The 25,059-nt window shown below is 64.2% G+C and carries 25 protein-coding genes; 14 read left to right on the top strand and 11 right to left on the bottom strand.

Annotated elements, in window-relative coordinates; genetic code table 11:
- Positions 1–3 precede the first annotated feature (3 nt).
- The 5 genes from NKJ58_RS16135 (at position 4) to NKJ58_RS16115 (ending at position 4,159) form a co-directional block, all read left to right on the top strand.
- Positions 4–210 (top strand): hypothetical protein, encoded by a 207-nt coding sequence (locus tag NKJ58_RS16135; RefSeq protein ID WP_023683046.1) that lies wholly within the window; start codon positions 4–6, stop codon positions 208–210.
- 105 nt (positions 211–315) lie between these two features.
- The gene (locus tag NKJ58_RS16130; protein ID WP_023704219.1) at positions 316–570 is read left to right on the top strand and encodes a GlsB/YeaQ/YmgE family stress response membrane protein; all 255 of its coding nucleotides are present in this window, start codon (positions 316–318) and stop codon (positions 568–570) included.
- Between the two features lie 78 nt (positions 571–648).
- Positions 649–795: a hypothetical protein gene (locus tag NKJ58_RS16125; RefSeq protein WP_023686592.1), complete on the top strand. Its 147-nt coding sequence runs from the start codon at positions 649–651 to the stop codon at positions 793–795.
- 204 nt (positions 796–999) lie between these two features.
- On the top strand, positions 1,000–3,276 hold the full coding sequence (locus NKJ58_RS16120; protein WP_352518456.1) for a transglycosylase domain-containing protein: 2,277 nt from the start codon (positions 1,000–1,002) through the stop codon (positions 3,274–3,276).
- A 130-nt stretch (positions 3,277–3,406) separates the two neighbouring features.
- Positions 3,407–4,159, top strand: a complete 753-nt coding sequence (locus tag NKJ58_RS16115; RefSeq protein WP_023669777.1) for an SDR family NAD(P)-dependent oxidoreductase — start codon at positions 3,407–3,409, stop codon at positions 4,157–4,159.
- 15 nt (positions 4,160–4,174) lie between these two features.
- Here the strand turns inward: NKJ58_RS16115 and NKJ58_RS16110 are convergent, their stop codons facing one another.
- Positions 4,175–5,095, bottom strand: a complete 921-nt coding sequence (locus tag NKJ58_RS16110; protein WP_352518455.1) for a zinc-binding dehydrogenase — start codon at positions 5,093–5,095, stop codon at positions 4,175–4,177.
- Between the two features lie 111 nt (positions 5,096–5,206).
- Between NKJ58_RS16110 and NKJ58_RS16105 the strand changes: the two genes are divergently transcribed.
- Complete coding sequence (locus tag NKJ58_RS16105; protein WP_352518454.1) at positions 5,207–6,016, top strand: AraC family transcriptional regulator; 810 nt, start codon at positions 5,207–5,209, stop codon at positions 6,014–6,016.
- A 21-nt stretch (positions 6,017–6,037) separates the two neighbouring features.
- On the opposite strand, the gene NKJ58_RS16100 is transcribed toward NKJ58_RS16105, so the two are convergent.
- Together NKJ58_RS16100 and NKJ58_RS16095 are read right to left on the bottom strand one after the other, a co-directional pair.
- Positions 6,038–7,828, bottom strand: coding sequence for a cation:proton antiporter domain-containing protein (locus NKJ58_RS16100; protein WP_352518453.1), 1,791 nt, complete (start codon positions 7,826–7,828; stop codon positions 6,038–6,040).
- Between the two features lie 183 nt (positions 7,829–8,011).
- Positions 8,012–8,464, bottom strand: coding sequence for a baeRF12 domain-containing protein (locus NKJ58_RS16095; protein WP_023686586.1), 453 nt, complete (start codon positions 8,462–8,464; stop codon positions 8,012–8,014).
- Between the two features lie 417 nt (positions 8,465–8,881).
- Here NKJ58_RS16095 and cysG point away from each other — a divergent pair, with 417 nt between their 5' ends.
- From cysG to NKJ58_RS16070, 5 genes are all read left to right on the top strand, one after another.
- Positions 8,882–10,333 (top strand): siroheme synthase CysG, encoded by a 1,452-nt coding sequence (gene cysG / locus NKJ58_RS16090; RefSeq protein ID WP_352518451.1) that lies wholly within the window; start codon positions 8,882–8,884, stop codon positions 10,331–10,333.
- On the top strand, positions 10,330–10,623 hold the full coding sequence (locus NKJ58_RS16085; RefSeq protein ID WP_352853440.1) for a DUF2849 domain-containing protein: 294 nt from the start codon (positions 10,330–10,332) through the stop codon (positions 10,621–10,623). Before cysG ends, NKJ58_RS16085 begins: the two co-directional genes overlap by 4 nt.
- 35 nt (positions 10,624–10,658) lie before the next feature.
- Positions 10,659–12,329, top strand: a complete 1,671-nt coding sequence (locus NKJ58_RS16080; RefSeq protein ID WP_352560925.1) for a nitrite/sulfite reductase — start codon at positions 10,659–10,661, stop codon at positions 12,327–12,329.
- Positions 12,304–13,068, top strand: a complete 765-nt coding sequence (locus NKJ58_RS16075; RefSeq protein ID WP_023833677.1) for a phosphoadenylyl-sulfate reductase — start codon at positions 12,304–12,306, stop codon at positions 13,066–13,068. The genes NKJ58_RS16080 and NKJ58_RS16075 overlap by 26 nt, the downstream gene beginning before the upstream one ends.
- Before the next feature lie 117 nt (positions 13,069–13,185).
- Positions 13,186–13,719: a DUF934 domain-containing protein gene (locus NKJ58_RS16070; protein WP_352518448.1), complete on the top strand. Its 534-nt coding sequence runs from the start codon at positions 13,186–13,188 to the stop codon at positions 13,717–13,719.
- A gap of 316 nt (positions 13,720–14,035) precedes the next feature.
- On the opposite strand, the gene NKJ58_RS16065 is transcribed toward NKJ58_RS16070, so the two are convergent.
- Both NKJ58_RS16065 and NKJ58_RS16060 read right to left on the bottom strand, forming a co-directional pair.
- Entirely contained in the window at positions 14,036–15,058 is a 1,023-nt protein-coding gene (locus NKJ58_RS16065; RefSeq protein ID WP_023691976.1) for a fatty acid desaturase, read from the bottom strand.
- 84 nt (positions 15,059–15,142) lie between these two features.
- Positions 15,143–15,343 (bottom strand): hypothetical protein, encoded by a 201-nt coding sequence (locus NKJ58_RS16060; protein ID WP_023683054.1) that lies wholly within the window; start codon positions 15,341–15,343, stop codon positions 15,143–15,145.
- A gap of 259 nt (positions 15,344–15,602) precedes the next feature.
- Between NKJ58_RS16060 and grpE the strand changes: the two genes are divergently transcribed.
- Positions 15,603–16,232, top strand: a complete 630-nt coding sequence (gene grpE / locus NKJ58_RS16055; protein WP_023691975.1) for a nucleotide exchange factor GrpE — start codon at positions 15,603–15,605, stop codon at positions 16,230–16,232.
- Between the two features lie 118 nt (positions 16,233–16,350).
- Positions 16,351–16,983 (top strand): trimeric intracellular cation channel family protein, encoded by a 633-nt coding sequence (locus tag NKJ58_RS16050; RefSeq protein ID WP_352518516.1) that lies wholly within the window; start codon positions 16,351–16,353, stop codon positions 16,981–16,983.
- Between the two features lie 84 nt (positions 16,984–17,067).
- Here NKJ58_RS16050 and olsB read toward each other — a convergent pair whose 3' ends face one another.
- The 6 genes from olsB to NKJ58_RS16020 all read right to left on the bottom strand — a co-directional run bounded on the left by olsB (position 17,068) and on the right by NKJ58_RS16020 (position 24,185).
- Positions 17,068–17,943, bottom strand: coding sequence for a l-ornithine N(alpha)-acyltransferase (gene olsB / locus NKJ58_RS16045; protein WP_023683057.1), 876 nt, complete (start codon positions 17,941–17,943; stop codon positions 17,068–17,070).
- A gap of 276 nt (positions 17,944–18,219) precedes the next feature.
- Positions 18,220–20,508 carry a response regulator gene (locus NKJ58_RS16040; RefSeq protein WP_352518447.1) on the bottom strand — a complete coding sequence of 763 codons (2,289 nt, stop codon included), beginning with the start codon at positions 20,506–20,508 and terminating at the stop codon, positions 18,220–18,222.
- Between the two features lie 141 nt (positions 20,509–20,649).
- Entirely contained in the window at positions 20,650–21,639 is a 990-nt protein-coding gene (acuI, locus tag NKJ58_RS16035) for an acrylyl-CoA reductase (NADPH) (protein WP_352518446.1), read from the bottom strand.
- Between the two features lie 105 nt (positions 21,640–21,744).
- Positions 21,745–22,233, bottom strand: a complete 489-nt coding sequence (gene lspA, locus NKJ58_RS16030; RefSeq protein WP_352518445.1) for a signal peptidase II — start codon at positions 22,231–22,233, stop codon at positions 21,745–21,747.
- Complete coding sequence (locus NKJ58_RS16025; protein WP_352518444.1) at positions 22,230–23,084, bottom strand: TrmH family RNA methyltransferase; 855 nt, start codon at positions 23,082–23,084, stop codon at positions 22,230–22,232. The genes lspA and NKJ58_RS16025 overlap by 4 nt, the downstream gene beginning before the upstream one ends.
- 18 nt (positions 23,085–23,102) lie before the next feature.
- Positions 23,103–24,185 (bottom strand): RsmD family RNA methyltransferase, encoded by a 1,083-nt coding sequence (locus NKJ58_RS16020; protein WP_023683062.1) that lies wholly within the window; start codon positions 24,183–24,185, stop codon positions 23,103–23,105.
- A gap of 126 nt (positions 24,186–24,311) precedes the next feature.
- Between NKJ58_RS16020 and NKJ58_RS16015 the strand changes: the two genes are divergently transcribed.
- Positions 24,312–25,010, top strand: coding sequence for a helix-turn-helix transcriptional regulator (locus NKJ58_RS16015; RefSeq protein ID WP_023683063.1), 699 nt, complete (start codon positions 24,312–24,314; stop codon positions 25,008–25,010).
- Positions 25,011–25,059: the final 49 nt, after the last annotated feature.

The raw sequence follows: 25,059 nt of genomic DNA, 5'->3' as shown, positions 1-25,059 counted from the left end.
GACGTGGCAGACCGCAAACCGATAGCGACCGCCCCGACGGATGGATCCAAGGTCACTGTCCTGTGGAAGGACGGCGCCGGCGTCGTCAGCGAATCCGTCGGGCAATATCGCGACGGCGCCTGGTGGGTCTACACCGACAGCGATACCCAGAAAAAGGTCGACCCGACCAGCTGGCGGCCAGTCTCCAGCGACGATGACGACGATCAATGAGCGCCGCTGGCGGGTGCAACTGCTTTCGCATAGCCTGAAGTCGTTGATATCGAGGCCGATTCGGGGCCTTCCGCTCCGTAGCCTCTCTTCCTGGAGGAACGCGTCATGGGCATCGAAAGCCTTCTCATCTTCATCATAATCGGCGCCATTGCCGGCTGGCTCGCCGGCCTCATCGTCTCGGGCTTCGGCTTCGGCCTCATCGGCAACATCATCGTCGGTATTATCGGCGCCCTGATCGCCGGCTGGCTATTTCCAAGGCTCGGCTTCGCTATCGGCGGCGGCATTCTGGCTGCCATCATCAACGCCACGATCGGCGCCGTCATCCTGCTGGTGCTGGTCAAGGTTCTGAAGCGAGCTTGACGCTCTAAGTTTTCATTCAACGCAATTCCTCAGGAGAAAGCCTGTGCTTTCCTGGAATTGCTGCCAAAGGAGCGCGCCGTGAAACAGAACACTCTCTATCTCCTTGTCGGCGCGCTCGTTGTCGTGGTCATCGCGCTCGGTGCATATGTCTATCACGAACAGACCAAGCCCAAGGGCGTCGAACTGAAGATCGACGACAAGGGCATTTCGATCCAGCAGAATTGAAATATTCGGGGTAGCCAGGGCCTCTGCCTTTTGCGGCAGACAGGCCGCGAGGATGCGGCTTTCGGACCCAGTTGGCGGCAGCGGATTTTAGAAATTCTTAAGGAATTTCAGAAGGGTGCATAAACCCTGCTTTAACGCGCCCTTAAACCGCCGCATCTACCCTCCAACCCGAGCGCCATTGACACCGGGAAGACAGCGCAACGCATGGCGAACCGCAGAGACAGTCGCATCGAACCCAGCTTCGAGGGATCGCCAAAGGCGAAATCCGCGGCCGGTTTCTCGGTGAACGAGGAGGATCGCGTCGTGCCGGGCAATCGCAAATCCTCCACGGCGCGCAAAACCTCCAGAGCAAAATCATCCTCGCGCGGCCGGCGCGGCAAAGCCCGGCGCGGGCTGTTCGGCGTCATGGCCCGGATGTTCTACTGGTGCTTCGTGCTCTGCATCTGGGGCGGCATCGCGGTGGCCGGCATCGTCGTCTATTACGGCGCCAAGATGCCGGCGGCGACCACCTGGTCGATCCCCGACCGTGCCCCCAACATCAAGATCGTCTCGGTCGACGGGCAACTGCTTGCCAACCGCGGCATGAGCGGCGGCGAGGCGGTCGGCCTGCACGAAATGTCGCCTTACATTCCCGAAGCCGTCATCGCCATCGAGGACCGCCGCTTCTATTCGCATTTCGGCATCGACCCGATCGGCCTGTCGCGCGCCATGGTGACCAACGTTCTGGGCCGCCGTTTCTCGCAGGGCGGCTCGACGCTGACCCAGCAGCTGGCCAAGAACCTGTTCCTGAAGCCCGACCGCACGCTGGAGCGCAAGGTGCAGGAGGTACTGCTGGCGCTGTGGCTGGAGCACAAGCATACCAAGGACCAGATCCTCGAAATGTACCTCAACCGGGTCTATTTCGGCTCGGGCGCCTATGGCGTCGAGGCGGCCTCGCGCCGCTATTTCGGCAAGAGCGCGCGCGATGTCACACTTTCGGAGGCGGCCCTTCTCGCCGGCCTCTTGAAGGCGCCGTCGCGGCTGTCGCCGGCGCGGGATCCGAAGGCGGCGGAGGAGCGCTCGCAGCTGGTGCTGGCCGCCATGCGCGACGAAGGCAAGATCAGCGCCAAGGAACTGGCCTCGGCGATGAGCGCGCCGGCAACGCGCGCGCCGTCCTATTGGACCGGTTCGGAAAACTACGTCGCCGACACCATCATGGAAGAGCTGCCCGACCTGATCGGTGACGTGCGCAGCGACATCGTCGTCGACACCACCGTCGACCTCAACCTGCAGAAGCTCGCTGAACAGTCGATCCGCCGGCTGATCGATGAGAGCGGCAAGAAGCTCAATGTCAGCCAGGGCGCGCTGGTGTCGATCGACAATTCCGGCGCCGTGCGCGCCATGGTCGGCGGCTACGACTATTCGACCAGCCAGTTCGACCGTGCTTCCGAAGCACGCCGTCAACCGGGCTCGGCGTTCAAGCCGTTCGTCTATATGGCCGCGCTGGAAGCCGGCCGCACGCCCGACAGCGTGCGCAACGACGCACCGATCAGGATCGGCAAGTGGACGCCCGACAATTATGGCGGCAAATATTTCGGCAAGGTGACGCTGGCGACCGCGCTGGCGAAATCGCTGAATTCTGTCGCGGCACAGCTGACCATGGAGGTCGGCCCCGACGCGGTGGTCGAGGCGGCGCACCGCATGGGCATCCAGTCCGATCTGATCGCCAACACCTCGATCGCGCTCGGCACTTCGGAAGTGACGCCGCTGGAGCTGACATCGGCCTATGTGCCGTTCGCCAATGGCGGCTACAAGCCCGACATCCATTTCATCCGCCGCATCACCACGACCGAAGGCAAGGTGCTCTATGACGACAATGGCGGCAGCGCGCCGCGCGTCGTCAAGCAGAACATTGTCGGCATGATGAACTCGATGATGACTGGCACGGTCGAGATTGGCACGGCGAAGAAGGCGGCCTTCGCCTGGCCGTCTGCCGGCAAGACCGGAACCAGCCAGAATTCGCGCGACGCCTGGTTCGTCGGTTACACCGCAAACCTCACCACCGGCGTATGGTTCGGCAATGATGACGGCACGCCGATGAAGAAGGTCACCGGTGGCGCGTTGCCGGCACAGGCCTGGCACGAATTCATGGTGGCGGCGCATGAAGGCGTGCCGGTCAGGCCGCTGCCCGGGACCTGGAAATCGACGCCTCCAGATACCATCGTGCCCGACGATATTCCGTCAGTCGATAACAATCAGGCGGCGCCGTTGCCTGCCGTGGCCGTCAGCCGTTCGGAGCCTGCTGCCGCGCCGGCACCTGCTGCTGCACCGGCACAAGCACCGGTCCGCCGTCCGGCCGAAACGGTCGATGCCGACGGTTTCAACATGCCGGGCGACGGCGGCACCACGGCCTCGATCAAGCACCCGGTACCGCCGGGCAGCGTCGGCGGCCCGGCCAAGAAGCGGAAAACCTCAATCCTGGATATTCTCGGCGGCGGCTGAGCGGCTCGTCATTCTGGCTTCAAACCAATGGCTAGCTGGCAATCCGTTCCTCATATGAGAGCTGCGGTGACAATTCGGCCTCTCGCCACCTCCGCGGCATTCGGCTACATCTCCGGCCGGAGTGACAGACATGGCTGAGACCGACACCAGAAAAACCATCGTGCTGACCGGAGCCAGCCGCGGCATCGGACATGCTACGGTCAAGCGCTTTTCGCGTGAGGGTTGGCGCGTCATCACCTGTTCGCGCCAGGCCTTTGCCGAGGATTGTCCGTGGCCGGCCGGTCCGGAAGATCACATCAAGGTCGATCTCGCCGACCAGGAAGATGTCGGCATCGCCGTCTCGGAGATCCGTCACCGGCTCGAGGCGCATGGCGGCCAGTTGCACGCTCTGGTCAACAATGCCGGCATCTCGCCAAAGCTCAAGGACGGCAACAGCCGGATGGATTCGATCGACACGCCGATGCATGTCTGGCGCGACGTGTTCCAGGTCAATTTCTTCGCGCCGATCATGCTGGCGCGTGGCCTCTTCAAGGAGCTTGCTGCAGCGAAAGGCTCGATCGTCAACGTCACCTCGATCGCCGGCACGCGCGTCCATCCCTTCGCCGGAACCGCCTATGCGACCTCGAAGGCGGCGCTCGGCTCGCTGACGCGCGAGATGGCGCATGATTTCGGCCCGCACGGCATCCGCGTCAATGCGATTGCGCCGGGCGAGATCGACACCGCGATCCTGTCGCCGGGCACCGACAAGATCGTGGAGACGATCCCACTCAGGCGCCTTGGCGCCACCTCGGAAGTCGCCGACATCATCTTCTTCCTGTGCTCGCAGCAGGCGTCCTATGTGACGGGCTCGGAAATCCACATCAATGGCGGCCAGCACGTCTGAGCGCTGACAGACTGCTCATTCGGCGATGGTGAGAACAGCCTTGCCGCTGAAGCTGCGCTGCCGCAAGGCGTCCAGGGCCTGGGCGATGTCTGTCCACGGCACGGTCATGGACACACGGTTTTCCAGCCGGCCAGCCGCGACCAGAGCGAGCAGCGAGGCGATGTCCGCGCCAATGGCTGGACCGGATGTGTAGTAGGCGAAAGTCTGAAGCCTCGCTCCCTCATGGCCCGGAACGAACTGTCTGAAGCCAACCGGCGTGAGTTCGCCGCTGCTCGAACCGAACATGACGATGGTACCGCCCGGCGCGACGCGCTCGATAGCGAGTGCTAGGCTTTGGCCGCCGACCGACTCGGTGATCAGCGAGAATGGTCCTTCAGCCAGTTCGATCGACTCGACAACCTGTTTGGCACCAAGGCTGCGCAGATCCTCGGCATGCCGGGCAGCGGCGATTGCGGTCACCGCGGCGCCTTGCTCGCGGGCGAGCTGGATCTGGAAACGGCCGACCGCACCGCTCGCGCCGGTGATCAGGACCTGCTGTCCCGCGAGGTCGCCGCCATGGCGCAAGACCCTGAGCGCCGTCGTGCCCGCCACGGGAAGCGTGGCGGCGGAAACGAAGCTGACCTCATCCGGGAGGACGGCGAAGCGGTCGGTCGGAACGGCGACCCGTTGCGCCCAGCCGGCCTCGTCGACCAAAGCCACAACCCGGGCGCCGACGGCAGGCCCGGAGCCATCGGCTGCCGCCCGTTCGACAATCCCTGCGATGTCCTGGCCGGGTATCCAGCCTTTTGGGCGTATGGTGAGCAGGCGCAGTTCGCCGCGGTTCAACGAGGTTGCGTGGACGCAGACAAGCGCTTCGTTGGCGAGGGGTTGAGGTTCGTTGGCCTCGGCAAACGTCAGTCCGGTGGGGCTGTCGGGAGAGATGACGAGGGCGCGCATGGGAAGCCTTCCTGCCGGTTTGTGAAATGCCAGCCACGAACCAGAGCCTATCGACTTCCCGGATCAAAGAATTTGGCTATCATGGCGAATAGTCGCTAAAAGCCGTCAATCATGAGACAGCCTCTCCGCTACCCCTGGGCCAATTTCGACGTCGATGATGTGATCGCTCCTGCAATTGCGGTTCGCGTCGATGTCACCGAAACCAAAGCGGAAGTGGCGACCCATTGGCATCGGAAGGGCCAGCTCGTCTTCGCGCTCGGCGGTGGCGTCACTTGCCGCGTGCCCAGCGGTCTGTGGATGGTGCCGCCGCATTGCGGGGTGTGGATTCCCGGTGGCATGGGACACAGCAATATCGCCACCGCCAATGCGCGGATTTTCTTCGTCTATATCGAGCCGGGAGCCGCCGATCTGCCGGACCGCTGCTGCACGCTGTCGATCTCGCCATTGTTGCGCGAACTGATCATCGAGCTGGCCGATCGCGTGGAGGAGGATGAGGCGAGGGACGTGCTCCTGACCACGATCCTGCTCTCCGAACTGCCGCGCATGCCGGTTCAGCTATTGCATCTGCCGATCTCCGCCGAGCCGCGCTTGCGGCGGATCGCCGAGGCGCTGGCGCAAGACCCGGCCGACCGCAGCACGCTTGCCGAGTGGGCCAATCGCGTCGCGCTGAGTGAAAGCAGTCTTGCCCGTCTGGTGGTGAAGGAAACCGGCCTGAGCTTCGGCCGCTGGCGCCAGCAATTGCATCTGATCGTCGCCATAAGGGAGCTGGCCTCCGGTGCGAGTGTCCAGCAGGTTTCGGGCGATATCGGCTACGCCTCCGTCACCGCCTTCATCACCATGTTCAAGAAGGCGCTTGGCAAGCCGCCGGCAAAGTATCTCGCCAGCGTCGCGCACAATGGCGGCTCCGCCTTCGTTGGATGATCGATGCGCCTGTGGCAAGCCTCAGGCCGGGGAGGGCTCAATGGCTTCGGGGCGCGGCATCGGCTTTTGCTCCAGCACTTCTTGCACGATGCCGCGGGCGATCTCGCGTTCGCCCATGATGACGGTGTCGGCGCCGAGGCCTTTGAGATGCTCGACCTCGGCATCGGAATGGGCCCTCGCTATGACGTTGATGCCGGGATTCGCGGCGCGTGCCCTGAGCACGATCTGCCCGGCCTCGAACGCGTTGGGGATGGCAAGGATCAAGCGTTTGGCCCCCTGCGGATTGGCGGCGGCAAACACGCCCCCATTGGCCGCATTGCCGGAGACGATTTCGACGCCGTCGTCTCTGAGCCTCGCCAGCGTCTTGTCGGCGTCCTCGATGACCAGGAAGGGCAGCGATGCCTGTTTCAGCGCCGCGCCGACCAGGCTGCCGACGCGGCCGTAGCCGATCAGGATGGTGTGGCCCGAAAGCGTTGTGCGTGGCGGTGGGCCATTCTCTTTCGCCGCGGCGGCCACCGAGGCCACTTGTCCGGGCTGCGTCGCCGGGCCGACCGGCTTGGCCTCTTCCGGTGGTGCTGCCTTGGCGGCGCGCGCGTCCAGCCATGGCTTCATCCAGTCGAGGGCGAGGAACATCAGCGGATTGGCCAGGATCGACAGGATGGCGCCTGCCAGGATCAGGTCGCGTCCCTGTTGCGGCAACAGCTTCAGCCCGACGCCGAGCTCCGCCAGGATGAAGGAGAATTCGCCGATCTGCGCGAGGCTGGCCGAGATCATCAAGGCGGTTCCCAGCGGATAGCGGAAGGCGATGACGATGACGAAGGCGGCCAGCGACTTGCCGATGACGATGATGGCCAGCGTCGCCAGGATCGGCCAGCCATTGCTCATCAGGCTGAACGGATCGAACAGCATGCCGACCGAGACGAAGAACAGCACCGAGAAGGCGTCGCGCAGCGGCAGTGATTCCTCCGCCGCGCGGTGGCTGAGCTCGGATTCGCTCATGATCATGCCGGCGAAGAAGGCACCGAGCGCCAGCGAGACGCCGAACAGTTTGGCGGCGCCGAAGGCGACGCCGAGCGCGATCGCCAGCACCGCCAGCCGGAACAGTTCGCGCGAGCCGGTATGGGCGACGTAATGCAGGATCCACGGAATGACGCGGCGGCCAACCACCAGCATGACGATGACGAAGGCGACGACCTTGGCCAGCGTGAGGCCGACGACGCCCCAGATGCCGAAGCTGGCCGGCAGCGACAAAAGGCTCGCATGGTCATCGACCTGCGGCTGGCCGCCGAGCACGCCGGCCAACGCCGGCAAAAGCACCAGCGCCAGCACCATGGCGAGGTCCTCGACGATCAGCCAGCCGACGGCGATGCGGCCGCGCTCGGTCTCGATCAGCCGTCGCTCCTGCAACGCGCGCAACAGCACCACTGTGGACGCGACGGAAAGCGCTAGGCCGAAGACGAGGCCTGCGCCCATCGACCAGCCGAGCATCCAGGCAAGGCCGGCGCCCAGCGCGGTGGCAAAGCCGATCTGGACGATGGCGCCGGGTATGGCGATGGCGCGGACGGAGAGAAGATCCTTCAGCGAGAAATGCAGGCCGACGCCGAACATGAGCAGGATGACGCCGATTTCGGCCAACTCATTAGCAAGACCGGCATCGGCGACGAAACCCGGCGTGTTCGGTCCGACCAGTACGCCGGCGACGAGATAGCCGACCAGCGGCGGGATGCGAAAACGGTTGGCGAGCGCCCCGAAGATGAATGCCAGCCCCAGACCGGCGACGATGGTGGCGATAAGGGGCGTGTCATGCGGCATTGTCTATGGAGCGCCTTTCGGGAAATGTCGGGTGTGCGCCGCCCGCAGCCGCCGCCTTTGCAATATGGTGGAGGGGGTGCGGGCGACGCAACCCGCGAGACGGAAATTGGTGGCCAGAGGCGCCGAAAACGAAAGGCGCGCGCAGCGAAAACGCTGCGCGCGCGAATGATCTATGAGATAGCGTCAGGCTGCCTGCTGCAGCATGGCCTCGATGTCGATCAGCGGGCGGTTGGTCAGTGTCTTTGGGATCTCCGCCTGCACCTTGTCGGTGACTTCCTTGTGCAATTTCTTGCGCATGGTGCCGAGCACCAGCGGTGGCGCGACCAGCACGATGTCGTCGAAGATGCCGTGATGGGCGAGCTTGTAGAGCCGGTCCGCGATCTCTTCGGCAAAGCGTTCCTTGCCCTGCCGGTGCCAGTCGGTTTCCTCAACCGCGCTGCGATGCACGGAGGGGCCGTCATTGTAGCGGCCGGGACTGTCGCTGCCTTGTTCGCGCGTTGCCGGATTGTCCTGGTTCATCTCTTGGAAGAGCTGCAGGTGCGGATAGAGATTGTCGCCCTCGTTCTTCAGGAACAGCGCTTTCTCGCCATCGGCCACCATGACCAGAAGGCCATGTTTCAGGTTGATCTTGCTCATTTGCGGGCTCCTGTTTGAAGGTTCAAATCCAGCCGACGATTGTCTGTTACGGCAGGGGCAGAACGCGTGGCGAAGCGGGAACGTTCCACTTCGTTCGCCGAGATCGCACGCAGCCATATCAAGCCCGATCTATCATCTATCGGAGCAATGTCCGAGGTGACGCTTTAATCTACTAGATTGGTAGAATTTAGAAAAAATAATTTTGCAGCTTGGCGGGCTCCCGGATAAAAGAGCCGCAGAACAAAGCCTGCGGCAGCAGCTTGAATCCGCCTGATATGCGGATGTGGAATATTTTTCTCTTGGCCCCTTGGCTTGCGGAAAACCGATTGCCTCCCGTCAGGGGATGCGCGAGTGGGTTCCTTCAGCTTTTTCGCGTCCGCGCCTAAAACTGCCGAATTGTTCCGGAATGTGTTCGTCATGCCGCACGCCAATCCCAAGCTCACCGCGTTCCCGGTCTTCATGCGGGTCGAAGGCGAAGCCGTGGCCATCGTCGGCGGCGGAGGCGAAGCATTGGCCAAGGCGCGGCTGCTTGATCAGTCAAGCGCGACACTGCGCATCATCGCGGATGTTGCCGACGCCGAATTGCTGAGCTTCATCGCCACGACCGGCGCCATCCGTATCGACGCCCCCTACGACGCCGCGCATCTCGAAGGTGCGATCCTGGTGTTTGCCGCCAGCGGCGACGAGACGCTCGACCGCCGCGTCGCCGACGATGCGCGCCGTCTTGGCATTCCGGTCAATGCCGTCGACCGGCCGGAGCTGTGCGATTTCTTCACCCCGGCGCTGGTCAACCGCGCCCCGGTCGCCATCGCCATCGGCACGGAAGGCGCCGGTCCGGTGCTGGCGCAGATGCTGCGCAGCCGCATCGACCGCATGCTGTCGCCGTCGCTCGGGCCGCTGGCAGCGCTTGCCGCCTCGTTTCGGGGTGCCGCCGAAAAGCTGCTGCCGAAAGGCAACGCCCGCCGCCAGTTCTGGAGCAGTTTTTTCCAGGGTGCACCGGCGCGCGCCGTCGAAGCCGGCGAGCTTTCGCAGGCGCATGACGCCGCCGCCGATCTGTTGCTGTCGAAGGCTCCGGCTTCGGGCCATATCGCCCTGGTCGGCGCCGGGCCAGGTGCTGAGGATCTTCTGACGCTGCGCGCGCATCGGCTTTTGATGGAAGCCGACGTCATCGTCTATGACGCGTTGGTGCCGGAGGCGATCGTCGCCATGGGCCGCCGCGACGCCGAGCGGCTGCCGGTCGGAAAACGCAAGGGATGCCACACCAAGAGCCAGGCCGAGATCAATGCGCTGCTGGTCGATCTTGGCAGGCAGGGCAAGCGCGGCGTGCGGCTGAAGTCGGGCGACCCGCTGGTGTTCGGCCGCGCCGGCGAGGAGATGGCCGCACTGCGCGATGCCGGCATCGCCTATGATGTCGTCCCCGGCGTCACCGCCGCCTTTGCCGCCGCCGCCGATTTCGAGCTGCCGCTGACGCTGCGCGGCGTCTCCTCGTCGATGGTGTTCACCACCGGCCATGATCTGAAGGGCAATTCGCTGCCGGATTGGGCCAAGCTCGCCATTTCCGGCGCCACCGTCGCCGTCTATATGGGCCGCTCGGTCGCCGCCGAAGTCGCCGGACGGCTGATCGAGGCCGGCCTGTCGCCGGACACGGCGGTTGCCGTGGTCGAGAATGCCAGCTTGCAGAACCGCCGCCGTTTCCACGGCACGCTGGCCGATTTGCCGTCGCTGGAAGCGCGCGCCGATCTGACCGGTCCGGTGATGACCATCATCGGCGACGCGGTTGCCGGCGCCAACTTTGAACGTTCCGAGCCGCTCGCGGCTCATAGTCATGAGGGCGCCGCCAACGCGGCCGACGCAGAGGTCGAGCCATGAAGATACTGACCGCAAACCGCCTCTCCGACGGCATCGCCGTCTGGTACGCCGATGGTGGCTGGGCCGAGACGGTCGACCATGCCAACCTTGCCCATGACCAAGCGGCAGAGGACAGGCTGGAAGCAATCGGCGCCAAGGCCAACGCCAACAATCAGGTTGTCGACGTCAATCTGATCGACGCTGAAGTCGTCAATGGCATCGTCGTGCCGGTGCGGCTGCGCGAAAAGATCCGCGCCGCCGGCCCGACCATCCGGGAAGATCTGGGGAAGCAGGCTGCGCGGGCAGCGTAACAAAATACGGGCGGACGCGCCCTGAAAGACGAAACATGTACCGCTACGATGAGTTCGACCACGATTTTGTCCAGGCCCGCGTCGCCGAGTTCAGCGACCAGGTCGAACGCCGGCTGTCCGGCGAGATCACCGAGGATCAGTTCCGGCCGCTGCGGCTGATGAACGGCGTCTACCTGCAGCTGCACGCCTACATGCTGCGCATCGCGGTGCCCTATGGTACGCTGAACAGCGCGCAACTGCGCATGCTCAGCCACATCGCGCGCAAATACGACAAGGGCTACGGCCACTTCACCACGCGCCAGAACATCCAGTTCAACTGGCCGGCGCTGTCCGACATTCCGGCGATCCTGGCCGATCTCGCCAGCGTCGAGATGCATGCCATCCAGACCAGCGGCAATTGCATCCGCAACGTCACCGCCGATCATTTTGCCGGCGCCGCCGCCGACGAGGTCGCTGATCCGCGCCCCTATGCCGAGATCCTGCGGCAATGGTCGTCTGTGCATCCGGAATTCTCGTTCCTGCCGCGCAAGTTCAAGATCGCGGTGACCGGGGCCGAGCGCGACCGCGCCGCCATCCAGACGCATGATATCGGTCTGCATCTGAAGAAGGACGCCGCCGGCGAGCTCGGCTTTGCCGTCTATGTCGGTGGCGGCCAGGGCCGCACGCCGATGGTGGCGCGCAAGATCCGCGACTTCCTGCCGGAAGCCGACCTGCTGTCCTACTGCACCGCGATCCTGCGCGTGTACAACCTCTATGGCCGCCGCGACAACAAGTACAAGGCGCGCATCAAGATCCTCGTCCACGAGACCGGCGTCGAGGAAATCACCCGCCAGGTCGAGGCCGAATGGCAGGAGCTGAAGGACGCCGAGCTGAAGCTGCCGGAAGCCGACATCCGTGCCATCGACGCCTATTTCGCGCCGCCGGCACTGACCGCCCGGCCGGAAGGCGACGCGGCGATCAAGCTGGCGCGGCTCGATTCCAAAAGCTTCTCGGATTGGCTCGACCAGAATGTCGTGACGCATCGCCATCCCGACTATGCCGCGGTGACGATTTCGCTGAAAGGTATCGGCGAAGTGCCGGGCGATGCCACCGACAGCCAGATGGAAGCGGTTGCCGACATCGCCGAGAAATACGCGTTCGACGAACTGCGCGTCAGCCATGAGCAGAACCTGATCCTGCCGCATGTGGCGCGCGCCGATTTGAAAGCGGTCTACGACGCTTTGGTCGACATTGGCCTCGCGACGGCCAATTCCAACCTGATCAGCGACATCATCGCGTGCCCTGGCCTCGATTATTGCGCGCTGGCGACAGCGCGCTCGATCCCGATCGCGCAGGAGATTTCGCTTCGCTTCGCCTCGCTGGAGCGGCAGCGCGAGATCGGCGAATTGAAGCTGAAGATTTCCGGCTGCATCAATGCCTGCGGACATCACCATGTCGGCCATATCGGTATCCTCGGCGTCGAGAAGAAAGGCTCCGAACTCTACCAGGTGACGCTTGGCGGATCGGCCGACGAGAACACCTCGGTTGGCGAAATCATCGGCCGCGGCTTCTCTTCGGAAGAGATCACGGACGCCATCGAGCAGATCGTCGACACCTATCTCGGCCTTCGGCTCGGTCCCAGTGAACGTTTTATCGACGCCTACCGCCGTGTCGGTCCCGCGCCGTTCAAGGAGGCGCTCTATGCTGGCGAAACCAAGGCCGCTTGACCGCATCGTCGACGTCGACGACAGCATCGCCGCCAAAGCGGCGGGCTTCGACGCGCTGTATGGACATCTGAGCCCGCTCGACATCATCGAACGCGCGGCGAGCGAATTGTTTCGTGACGAGATCGCCGCCGTGTCGTCCTTCGGCGCGGATTCCGCCGTCCTGCTGCATATGATCGCCAAGGTCGACCGCACGCTGCCGGTCATTTTCCTAGACACCGGCAAGCATTTCGAAGAGACGCTGGGCTATCGCGATGCGCTGGTCGCCGATTTCGGGCTGACCAACATCAGGGTGATCAAGCCCGAAGACGCGGCGCTCGAGCGGGTCGATCCGACCGGCAATCTGCACCAGAGCAACACCGATGCCTGCTGCGACGTGCGCAAGGTCGAGCCGCTGGCGCGCGGCGTCGCCCCCTTCCGGGCCTGGCTGACCGGCCGCAAGCGCTTCCAGGCGGCGACGCGAGCCGCGCTGCCGGTGTTCGAGGCGGTCGGCCCGCGCGTACGCGTCAATCCGCTGGCGCACTGGACGACATCCGACCAGGCTGACTACATGCGCGCGCATGCGCTGCGCGAAAATCCGCTGGTTGCGTACGGCTATCTGTCGATCGGCTGCTTCCCATGCACGCAGCCGGTGCAGCCGGGCGAGGATGCGCGAAGCGGACGCTGGGCCGGTCATGCCAAGACCGAGTGCGGCATCCATCTGTCGGGACTGGAAGTGTCGCTGACCGACGCATCCCTTTAAGCTATGGTGATATTCAGGTGAGGCTGGCCTGCAGCGGCGGCTTCCGCTCGGAGGCCGCCGGTTTCGTGTGGACCGGCTTTCGCGGACTTTCGATTTTTAGGGCTTTAGGAATTTTCTATGACTGAACAGACCACAGCGGAGACCCGCCTCTGGACCCCGACGGGTTTTCGCGAAGACGAGTGGACACATGCCGAAAGTGCGGATGCACTGACGGGCAATGGCCGCTTCATCCTGCCGTTGCAGGCATTTCTCGGCCTCGATGCCGAAGTGCGGCGCTCGGCCAAGGAGCGGCTTGGCGTCGCGCTGCAACCCGGCGACCAGCTGGAAAAGATCGTGGATCTGCTGGAGCAGCTGTCGCTGGTGGCGCTGGCCTTTCCGGCCTTCAGCGACGGCCGCTCGTTTTCCAAGGGCGAATTGCTGCGCAGCCGCTACGATTTCGAGGGCGCGGTCCGCGCCACGGGCCAGGTGCTCGTCGACCAGCTGCCGCATATGCTGCGCCTCGGCTTCGACGAGTTCGAGATCTCCAACCCGGTTCTGCTGAAGCGCCTCGAAGAAGGCCGCACAGGCGGGCTGGGCCTTTACTATCAGCCGACCGATGCATCGGAGCCGAAGGGGCCGAAATACTCCTGGCGGCGCGTTCGCAACAGCTGACGCCGCGGCAATCCCCCTTGTCTTTACAAAGACTATGATCGGGTCTTCTCTTGGCTGTCCGGACGGAAATATCCGCCGGGGGCGAGGGAGGAATCGGCGCTCATCGGCGGCAACACCAATGCACCGACCATCATGATCGCCGAAAGGCGGCTGACATGATCAGGGCTGCAGGGTAATGCGCGACGAACGCAAGGCTGCCTGAGCCGGTTTTTGGGAGATGCCGCCGCGCCTTTGGTGCGGCGGTTTATTTCTTTGTCTTACGGAATTCCCAAGCGAAAGCCCGGGAAAACCGCATCACACTTTGCTGGGATTGCTTTCAGGCCAAGGCCCGCGCTTCGCGAAACGAGATCAGCTTGCGGCGGTTCTCGTCCCACAACGCCAGCTTGACGCAGCGCAGGCTGTCGAGGAGCGTGACGCGGCCGATGCCGCGCAGTTCGGGATAGTCGCGCAGCACTTCCTGCAGCCGGTAGCCCGGCACCTTGGCCGAGAGATGGTGCACGTGATGGACGCCGATATTGCCGGTGAACCAGTTCAGCACCGGCGGCAAATCATAATAGGACGAGCCGTGCAGGGCGGCACGCTGGAATTCCCACTCTTCGTCCTTCGCCCATTCCGTCTCCTCGAACTGGTGCTGGACGTAGAACAGCCAGATTCCGGCCGATCCGGCCAGGATCACGATCGGCAAATGGACGATCAGGAAAGCGCCGGGGCCGACCAGCCAGATAAGCAGCGCTGCCGCGACCGCGATGCCGAGATTGGTGGTCATCGACGACACCCAGGGCGTCAGGCCGCCGCGCATCATGCCGACCGGCAGCCTCTGCTCGAAGATGAACAGCCAGATCGGGCCAAGGCCGAACATCACCAGGGGATGGCGGTAGAGACGATAGGCAAGGCGTCCCCGCCAAGACAGCTGCCGGTATTCAGCAACCGTCAACGTCCTGATATCGCCCATGCCGCGCTCGTCAAGATTGCCGGCGCTGGCGTGATGGGTGGCGTGCGCGCGCCGCCAGCAATCGTAAGGGGTCAGCGTCAGCACGCCGAGCGCGCGGCCGATCCAGTCGTCGGCAGTGCGGTTGGCGAAGAAGGAGCCGTGGCCGCAATCGTGCTGGATCATGAAGATCCGCACCAGAAAACCGGCGGCGGGAAGGATCAGGATCAAGCCCCACCAGTGGCCATAGGAATAGGCTGCCGAAGACAGCGCCCACAGCGTAACGAAAGGAATAAGGGTGATCGCGAGTTCAAGAGTGCTGCGTCGCCGGTCGGGCTTCTTGTAGCGCGCCAGGATCTTCAACCAGGCGCGCTTGCTGTTGGCGGCCGTCTCGGGGGAAATCATGTTCATCAGGAAGCATAGGCGGGGCGTCCCGCTGCCGCAAGGAAAAGCTCACGCAAAATTACTGCGCGTAATTGTCGCGCGATTGCATCGCTATTGACGGCGTCGGCCGCCGGCCATGCTGGCTTCTATGCCGTCCAGCCGGTCGAGCAGGTCCCGGAAACGGGCGGGAATGTCGGCCTCGGTGCGGAAGGCCGGCAAGGTGCGCAAGAAGCGCGTCGTCGCCTCGGTGCCGAACTGGCGCCTGATGTCGGCGGCGAGCTCTTCGCTTCTGTTGCCAGTATTGCGGTCCATTGTCTCAAATCCTGTGTCGGTTTCAAAACTCCTCCAAGCTTTGAATGGTTCCCCATAGCGGGGTATTGGCAAGCAAAGGCTGCCGTTACGGTAAAGTTTGAATTAATTTTGAACGTCTTTGCGTCCCGCACCAAGTCCGACGGGCAGCCCGCAACATTGCCTGCTGTTAGGCGTCCTCCTGGGCTTGCCCCTTGATTTTTGGCCGCCAAACCTCGATATCGGGCGCAAATCCAAACCATTCGAATGACGGGAAATGGCGATGAGCGACCAGACAAAAGACGAACGCGCGCCCGAGGATATCGAAACGGCCGAGGCCGAGCGCACGCAAGGCGGCATTGACGGCGACTATGAAGCGCTGGTGCGGCTGCTGAAGGAAAACGAGGAGCTGAAGGACCGCGCGCTGCGCGTCGCGGCCGAGATGGAGAATCTGCGCCGCCGCACCGCCCGCGACGTGCATGATGCGCGCGCCTATGCGGTGGCCAATTTCGCCCGCGACATGCTGTCGGTGTCGGACAATCTGCGCCGCGCACTCGATGCTATCCCCGCCGAGGCGAAAGCAGCCGGAGATGCCGGCTTCAAGGCGCTGATCGACGGCGTCGAGATCACCGAGCGCGCCATGCTGTCGACGCTGGAACGGCATGGGGTGAAGAAGCTCGAACCGGAAGGTGAGAAGTTCGACCCGAATTTCCACCAGGCGATGTTCGAAGTGCCCAATCCCGATGTGCCGGCCAACACCGTCGTCCAGGTCGTGCAGCCGGGCTATTCGATCGGCGAGCGCGTGCTGCGGCCGGCCATGGTCGGGGTCGCCAAGGGCGGCCCCAAGATCGCGGCCACCGAAGCGCCGGTCGAGCCGGGGCCGGTGAACGAGCAGGCCGAGAAGGATGCGTGAGTAGGGAATAGGCAGTAGGGAATAGGGAATAGGGAATAGGGAATAGGCAGGCGTATCAATCGCGCGGCTTCGTGTTATTCATACTTTCCCTAATCCAAATCCCTACTACCTCATGTCCCTGACACCCATCGACCTCCTCGACTATGCCGGCGTCGCCGTCTTTGCCGCGACCGGGGCGTTGGCGGCTTCGCGCAAGCAGCTCGACATTATCGGCTTCCTGTTTCTGGCCAGCGTCACCGGCATTGGCGGCGGGACACTGCGCGACGTCATCCTCAACCTGCCCGTCTTTTGGGTCGCCAACTCCGGCTATGTCTTGGTTTGCGCGGCGGTTGCGGTGCTGGTCTTCTTCATCGCCCACCGCGTCGAATCCCGCTGGAAATGGCTGCTCTGGCTCGACGCCATCGGATTGGCGGCCTTTTCCGTAATGGGCGCGGCCAAGGGGCTGGCCATCACCGGCTCGCCGGTCGTCTCCGTTGTTATGGGCGTGCTGACCGCTACGTTCGGCGGCATCCTGCGCGATCTGCTGGCCGGCGAGCCATCGGTGCTGCTCAGGCCCGAAATCTACGTCACCGCCGCACTCGCGGGCGCCGGCCTCTACACACTTGGCGATCTCGCCGGCCTGCCGCCGCTCGCCTCGGATGTCGCCGGCTTCGCCGCGGCTTTCCTGGTGCGCGGCGGCGCGCTGAAATTCGGTTGGACGTTTCCATCCTACAAGAGCCGCCCGGGACGGCGACCGGAGGATATTCCATAGGGAGGGGATTAGTGAGTAGGGAGTAGTCAGTAGTCAGGAATCCCGGCAGCCTTCACTACTGCCTACTGCCTACTGCCTACTGCCTCACGCCGCAAAGCGCTGCGCTTCCCCGCCATAATAGTTGACGTAGCGGGCGCCGATTTCCTTGACCGGCATCACCACGAACACATCGACCGTGGAGAACTCACGGTCGATGACGCAGCCGTCGCCGATGCGGGCGCCGACGCGCAGATAGCCCTTGACCAGCGGCGGCATGGCCGCGATCGCCGCCTTGGCGTTGACCGCCTCGATCGGCATCAGATCCATCGAGCAATAGCGCCCGGAGACCGCCCGCACATCCCAGGCGGAGTTGGTCCGGCAGTGATGGGCAAGGTAGGTGAGCGCCTCGGCATGCGCAGCCGGCACCGTGCCAGGGAACGAGGCACAACCGGTCATCACGCCGATCTCATAGTGGTTGATGTAGGCCCAGATGCCTTGCCACAGCGCCTCGATGGTGCGCTTCGAGCGGTATTCCGGCAGCACGCAGGAGCGGCCGAGCTCAAGGAAGCGCTGGCCAGGATGGCGGGCGATCAGCTTAGTCAGTTCGAACTCGCCTTCGGAATAGAAGCCGCCGGCGGTCGCGGCAATCTCTTGCCGCAGCAGGCGGTAAGTGCCGACGATGCGGCGATGCTCGGGGCCGGAGATCGAAGTGTCCAGCACGAGGAGATGGTCGCACAGCGGGTCGAAGCGGTCGGCGTCGCGCCGGTCCTGCGCCTGGAACAGGTCCTTCCTGGCGCCAAGCTCGTCATAAAACACCCGGTAGCGCACTTCCTGGGCGGCGGCGATTTCGGCCTCATTGCGGGCAAGCCGCACTTCGAGATTGCCGATACGGCCCAGCGGTGCGCCTGTTGCGACGGCATCGGCGTTCCGCGCGGCGAGCAAAGCGCCGCCTGCGCTGGGCCGAGTGTCACATTCCGGCATAACTGTATGCACGAGTGATTCTCCTTCGAGCCATCCCTCTTGGCACGGGGATACGGTGTAGGTGCAACAGGATTGTGACAGTACCGTGATACGGCGCGACGGGCAATACTTCGTCGGCTGGCGAAAACCCTCATTCGGCTACCTACGTGACGCGAGGATTGCGCCAGCGTCGCCTTGAAGCGCGTCGCGCTGGGACGATTCACGCGACGCGCTTTAAGTCTTTGTTTTGTGCATGTCGTCTTCTCAAAACCGGGGCCACTTTTGAGCGACATGAATTCAGGCGGCCACCTGGCCCTCGACGGCATGGACCAGCGCGTCGGGATCGAGCGGCTTGGTGACAAAGCCGCTGGCGCCATGGGCGAGCACGGTGTGACGGGTCTTTTCCTGGCTGTCGGCCGAAAGCACCATGATCGGAACCGGCGGCACAGCCATTTCCTCCTCGTGGCGGCGGATGGCGGCGATCGCGTCCAGCCCGTCCATGACCGGCATGTGCAAATCCATCAGCACCACATCGAAGCGATTTTTCAGCCCGGCTTCGGTCACCGCCTCGACCGCGGCCTTGCCATTGCCGACCACTTTCACGCGATGTCCCGCCTTCAAAAGCGTGGCGCGGGCAAGCATGGCGTTGATGTCGTTGTCTTCGGCGATCAGCACCGACAAACCTTGCTGGCGCCCGCCATGGGCACGAAGCGAGGACGCGCCGGTCTTTTCCGGCTTGGGCGGCGGCAAGGCAGGGGCATGACTGGTCAGCAGCACGCGCAGCAGGGTTTCGCCGCGCACCGGCCTCGCCAAGAAGGTGGCGTAGCCGCTGGTGCGGAATTCGCCAAGCATGCCGCGGTCGGTCGGCGCGATCAGCGTGATCGCCTCGCAATCGGCAAAGCCACTCTGGCGCAGGCGCTTGAGCAGTCTGCCGTCGCCGTCCTCCAGGGCCGCGTCGATCAACAGCACATCGCAATGTTCGGCGAAGGGCGTCGCCTGGGAAGCAGTTGCGGCGACGTCGACGGCGCCGCCATGGGCGCGGATGGTGCGGGCGATGGCGTCCGCCTCGACGGCGTTCTTCGACACGATCACGGCGCGCCGGCCGGCGAGGATGTTCTGCCGGTTCTGCGGTGCTTCGGTTGCTCCTGCGGCCGGGATCTCGAAGACGAATTCCGATCCCTCGCCAAGCCGGCTCGACACCGAAATGGCGCCGCCCATGGCGGTCACCAGCCGCCTTGAGATAGCAAGACCGAGGCCGGCGCCGCCATGGGTGCGGGTCGAGGTGCCGTCGGACTGTTCGAATTCCTCGAAGATGCGCTCCATATCGTCTTCGCGCAGGCCAGGGCCGGTGTCGGCGACGGTGAAGCAGATGCGGTCGCTGATCTCGGTGCGGGCCCGTGCAACCGAAACCAGCACGCCGCCGGTGTCGGTGAACTTGATCGCATTGCCGATCAGGTTGAGCAGCACCTGCCTGACTCTTCCCGGATCGGCCATGATCATCTGTGGCACGTCGGGCTCGACATGACAGCCGAGGCCGATGTTCTTGGCGAAGGCTTTCGCCGCCATCAGTTCGATGATGTTGTCGGCGATTTCGCGCAGCGATGTCGGCTGCGGCTCCGGGTCGAAACGGCCGGCCTCTATCTTGGAATAGTCGAGCAAATCCTCGATGAGCGCCAAAAGGGCGCTGGCCGAGGTCGAGACAGCGCCGACATAGGTGCGCTGCTCGGGCGACAGATTGGTGTCAGCCAGAAGCTTGGCCATGCCCATGATGCCGTTCATCGGCGTGCGGATCTCATGGCTGACGGTGGCGAGGAAGCGCGACTTGGCCTGGCTGGCATATTCGGCGCGCTCACGCGCGGTGATCAACGAGGATTCGGCGCGCTTGCGGGCGGTGATGTCACGGGCAATCGCCCGGTGCGAGACGGCGCCGCTATCCTTGTCGCGCACCGACAGTTCGATCCACGAGAACCAGCGCGGACCGTTCGGCGTGCGGATGGAGACGTCGGTGGAACTCAGGCATTCGTGATCCGAAAAGGCGGCGTCGGGGACGATGCCGACATCGATGCCGTGTTCGGCGAGGGTCCTGCCGGCAAGGTCGCGTTGGTCGGTTCCGACGAGGCTGGCGAAAACCTTGTTGGCGTAGACGATGTGGCCGTCGCGGTCGCGGTGGACGACGAGATCGCCGAGCGCATCAATCAGCCCGCGAAAACGCTCCTCGCTCTCCTGCATCTCCCACATGCGGTCGGCCAGCGTCTCGATTTCGGCGCGGCTACGGGCCGCGGTTTCGTCGAGCAAGGCCGCCGCGCGGCGGACGGTGCGCCGGCTGCGCAGGTGCATGGCGACGCCGGCAAGGCCTGTCGCCAGCAGGCCGAGGGTGATGAAGATCGGCGCACCGGTGAGGTGGGAGAGGCCCGCCAGCACGACACTGGCGACCACCGTCAGGAACGGCAGGCCCTCGGACGTGGCGCGCGGCAAATCCGGCGCCAGAGGCGGCGACGCAACACGCTGCCGCTTCGCCGTCGCCGGACTCGGCCCGTCGACGCTTTCGGCACGGCTCTTCTCTTTCCTGGCGGACTCCGCGATCATGCGGAACTCCTTGCAGATAGAGATTATGGAAAAGCGCGGCGGATCGTTCGAATTTTAGCGGTCATGCATTTTTGGCGGTTTTCCGCATCGCCTGATCTTTTCCGAAACCTGATTCCCTTTCGGGATCATGCTTCGGGAGCCTCACATATCGACAACCACGCGGCCCCTGATCTTGCCCTCGACGATGTCATGGGCGGCGGTGATGATGCCGTCGAAGCCGATGGTCGTCGACAGGCCGGCGAGCTTCTTGAGATCAAGATCGCTGCCGATGCGGCGCCAGGCTTCCAGCCGCACAGCCTTTGGCGCCATCACTGAATCGATGCCGAGCAGCGAGACGCCGCGCAGGATGAACGGGGCGACGCTCGACGGCAGATCCATGCCACCCGCCAGGCCGCAGGCGGCGACCGCGCCGCCATAGGCGGTCATCGACAGCACATTGGCCAGCGTGTGGCTGCCGACGGCATCGATGCCGCCGGCCCAGCGCTCCTTGGCCAGCGGCTTGGCCGGCTGGGAGAGTTCCTCGCGCGAAATCACTTCGGCGGCGCCGAGGTCGATCAGATAGGGGCTCTCGGCGCTGCGGCCGGTCGAGGCAATGACGTGGTAGCCGAGGCTGGACAGGAGCGAGACCGCGACCGAACCGACGCCGCCGGCGGCACCCGTCACCACCACCGGGCCGCGATCGGGCAGGATGCCGTGCCGCTCCAGCGCCATGACGCACAGCATCGCCGTATAGCCGGCGGTGCCGACCGCCATCGCATCGTGGGCGCTGATGCCGTCGGGCAACGGCACCAGCCAGTCGCCGTTGACGCGGGCGCGCCCGGCATAGGCGCCGAAATGCGTCTCGCCGACGCCCCAGCCATTGAGGATGACCTTGTCGCCCTTGCGCCAGTCGGCATGCGATGAGGAGAGGACGGTTCCGGCGAAATCGATGCCCGGCACCAGCGGCCAGCGGCGGATCACTGGCGCTTTCCCAGTGATGGCCAGCCCGTCCTTGTAGTTGACCGTCGTCGCCTCGACCGCGACGGTGACGTCGCCTTCCATCAGATCGGCTTCGCCGAAATCGACGACCTCCACCGACTGTTTCTTTTCGGCGTCGCGCGAAACGAGGATGGCTTTGAAGGTTTCAGGCATCTCTTCTCCTCGGCTTCGCAAAGGCTGGCGGTCGGCATTGGCTGGCTCTGGCCGAACTGTGCGGCGACCGTCCGGCGAGGTCAATTGGTCAAAAGAGTCGGGCCGTCAGGCTTCTGGGCCTTGCGGCTTGGCCTCGCGCCGCCAGCCGATGAACTCGTCGAAGACGACCAGCGCCGCGCCGACCGAAATGAAGGCATCGGCAAGGTTGAAGACGGCGAAGGACCATACCGGCGTGTGGAACAATATATAGTCGATGACGTGGCCGTAGACGGCGCGGTCGATCAGATTGCCGATCGCGCCGCCGATGATCAGGGCAAAGCCGATGCGGGCCAGCACATGGCTGGAGGGCGTGCGCGTCGCCAGATAAAGCACGAAGGCAACGACCACGACCGCGATGACGACCAGGCCGGTGTCGCCGAAGGACGAGAACATCGAGAAGGCGATGCCGGTATTGTAGGTGCGAAACAGCGCCAGGAATGGCACCAGGTCGAGCTTTTCCTGGAAGACGAGGCCGGTCTCGATCAGATGCTTTATCCACTGGTCGAGCGCGATTGCCACCACCACCAGCAGCGCATAGGGAGACCATGATTTCAAGATGTGGCGTCCTCGGGGGCAAGTTTCAGCGCGCCGCGCCGGATCTCGAACAGCATGATTCCGGTGGCGACCGCCAAATTGAGTGAATCGGCGCGGCCGGCCTGCGGAATCCGCAGCAGCCGGTCGCAGCTTTCCGCCAGATTGTCGGGCAGGCCCTGCTGCTCATTGCCCATCATCAAGAGCACCGGTCCTCGGGAGAAATCGACCGAGCGGTAATCGACCGCGCCCTTCAGGTGGGTGCCGACGACCAGGCCCGAGAAGCTGTTTCGCCAGGCCAGAAATGCTTCCGGCGTCGCCTTGGTCACCGGCACGGCGAAGATCGAGCCCATGGTGGCGCGCACGGTCTCGACAGAAAAAGGATCGGTAGTCTCGCCGACCAGGATGACGCCCTTGGCGCCGACGGCATCGACGGTGCGGATGACGGTGCCGAGATTGCCGGGATCGCGCACCCGGTCGAGCGCCACCCAGACGTCGCCCTCGTGAGCGCGGATGTCTCTTAGCGGCAGCAGTTTTTGCCGGAAGACGCCGACCACCATTTGCGGATTGTCGCGGCGGGTGATGGCGACCAGCACTTTTTCGGACACTTCCAGCACGGTGCCGCCGGCTGCGACCGTGCGCGCCGCCACCTTTTCGACCGCCGCATTGCGTCCGGCCTTGGCGAAGACCAGCGTCCTGATCGACCAGCCGAGGTCGAGGGCGTCGATGACCAGCTTCAGCCCTTCGGCCATGAAGGCGTTCTGCTGGTCGCGGAATTTCTTCTGGGCGAGCGCCTTGATGTCCTTGATCAGCGGATTGGCGAGGCTGGTGACTTCCTTGACTTGCCCCGGCGCGCCGATGTGCCGTTCGTTCATTCAAATCCCCACGGCATTTCAGGCCACCCAGCGCGAAAACAGCGATGTCGACAGCGCCCGCCCGGCGGACTGCTCGCGGATGATCAGTTCGCCTGATTCAACCGTGCCGCCCATGCCGGCAAAAGTGTCGCGCATCAAGGCATGGATGGCGAAGAAGGAGGCGCGGATGGAATAGGCGGTCAGCACCACGGTGAGCGGTTTCGGCGTCAGGATCGCGCGGCAAAGATCGGTCAGGCCGGGCAGGTCCTCGAACAACTGCCAGACCTCGCCCTTGGGGCCGCGGCCATAGGCGGGCGGGTCGAACAGGATGATGTCGTAGCGGCTGCCGCGGCGCTCTTCGCGCTCGGCGAATTTCACTGCATCGTCAACGATCCAGCGGATCGGCTTGCTGCCGAGACCAGCCATTTCCTGGTTTTCGCGCGCCCAGCCGACCGCCTTCTTGGAGGCATCGACATGGGTGACCTCGGCGCCGGCGCGGGCGGCTACGAGAGACGCGAGCCCGGTATAGCCGAACAGGTTCAGCACCTTGACCGGGCGCTTGGCCGCCGCGATCAGGCTGGCCATATGGTCCCAGTGCGAAGCCTGCTCGGGGAAGACGCCGACATGGCGAAACGAGGTGAAGCGGCCGAGATAGTCGATGCCGTCATGCTTCATCGGCCAGGTCTCGCCCAGCGGTACCTTCGGGAACCGCCAGCGGCCGATGCCTTCCTCGTCGGTGTCGCCGGTGAAGATGGCGTCGGCGCGGTCCCAGTCCCTGGCCGGTAAGGCCTTTTGCCAGATCGCCTGTCCCTCGGGCCGCACGATGCGGTAGGGGCCGTATTGTTCGAGCTTTTCGCCGGCGCCGCTGTCGAGCAGTGCATAATCCTGATTGGGCGCCACTTCGAGGATCACCGGCAGGCGCTCAGTGGGCAGGATGCCTTCGCGACGCGCCAGGATACGGGGGGCGGGCTTCGGATCAGACCGGTCGTCCGGTTTTGTTTCGTGGCGTGGCTGTCTGGCTTCGGGTCGGACTGGTACGGTCTCCGGCTGCGGCCGCGCATGTTCGGTCCTGCCCTTTGCGGGCGGACGGTTGTCGCGGCGTTTGTCGCGAAAAGACTTCAAGCAGGAGCGTCTCCGGAGGCGGCAGGCCGCTTTTGGCATAGGGTCACCGGCTGCGCAAACAAAATGGTCCAGCGTCGAATGTCTGAGGTGGTGGACCTCGCTGAGGAAACAGGCAAATCTCGAATCATGTCCCGTTCCGAACGCCTGCTCGACCTGATCCAGATCCTGCGCCGGCATCGCCGGCCGGTGAGCGGTCGCACGCTTGCCGGCGAGATGGACGTTTCGATCCGAACGCTCTACCGCGACATTGCCACGCTGCAGGGGCAAGGCGCGCCGATCGAGGGCGAGGCTGGGCTGGGCTATGTGCTGAAACCCGGCTTCATGCTGCCGCCACTGATGTTCACCGACGAGGAGATCGAGGCCATCGTTCTGGGATCGCGTTGGGTTGCCAGACAACCGGACAAGCGGCTGTCGGCCGCCGCCACCGACGCGCTGGCCAAGATCGCCGCTGTGCTGCCGGATGATCTGCGCGAGGACCTCGATGCGACCGCGCTTTTGGTCGGGCCGCACGGCGATGCTGTCGAAAGCATCGACCTTGGCCTGGTGCGCCAGGCGATCCGCAACGAGAGAAAACTCGGCTTTCTTTACCGCGATGCCGGCGGCGCCGCCTCCGAGCGCTTGATCTGGCCATTCGCGCTCGGCTTTTTCGACAAGGTGCGGGTGGTGGTGGCCTGGTGCGAGACGCGGCAGGATTTCAGACATTTTCGCGCCGACCGGATGTCGGGGCTCAACACCACGTATATCCGCTATCCGCGTCGTCGGCAGGCGCTGCTGAAGGAATGGCGCGCGACGCTGGACGCACCGAAGCGCCAGCCTGGCGCTTAATGCTCCTTTCCACGCGCCCACAAGACGCTGCTGCCAGAATCTGACAGTG

This window comes from Mesorhizobium sp. M0139 (assembly GCF_040322455.1).
Taxonomy (GTDB): Bacteria; Pseudomonadota; Alphaproteobacteria; order Rhizobiales; family Rhizobiaceae; genus Mesorhizobium.
Note: the sequence above shows the minus strand (reverse complement) of the source record. Positions and strands in the feature narration are given on the sequence as shown.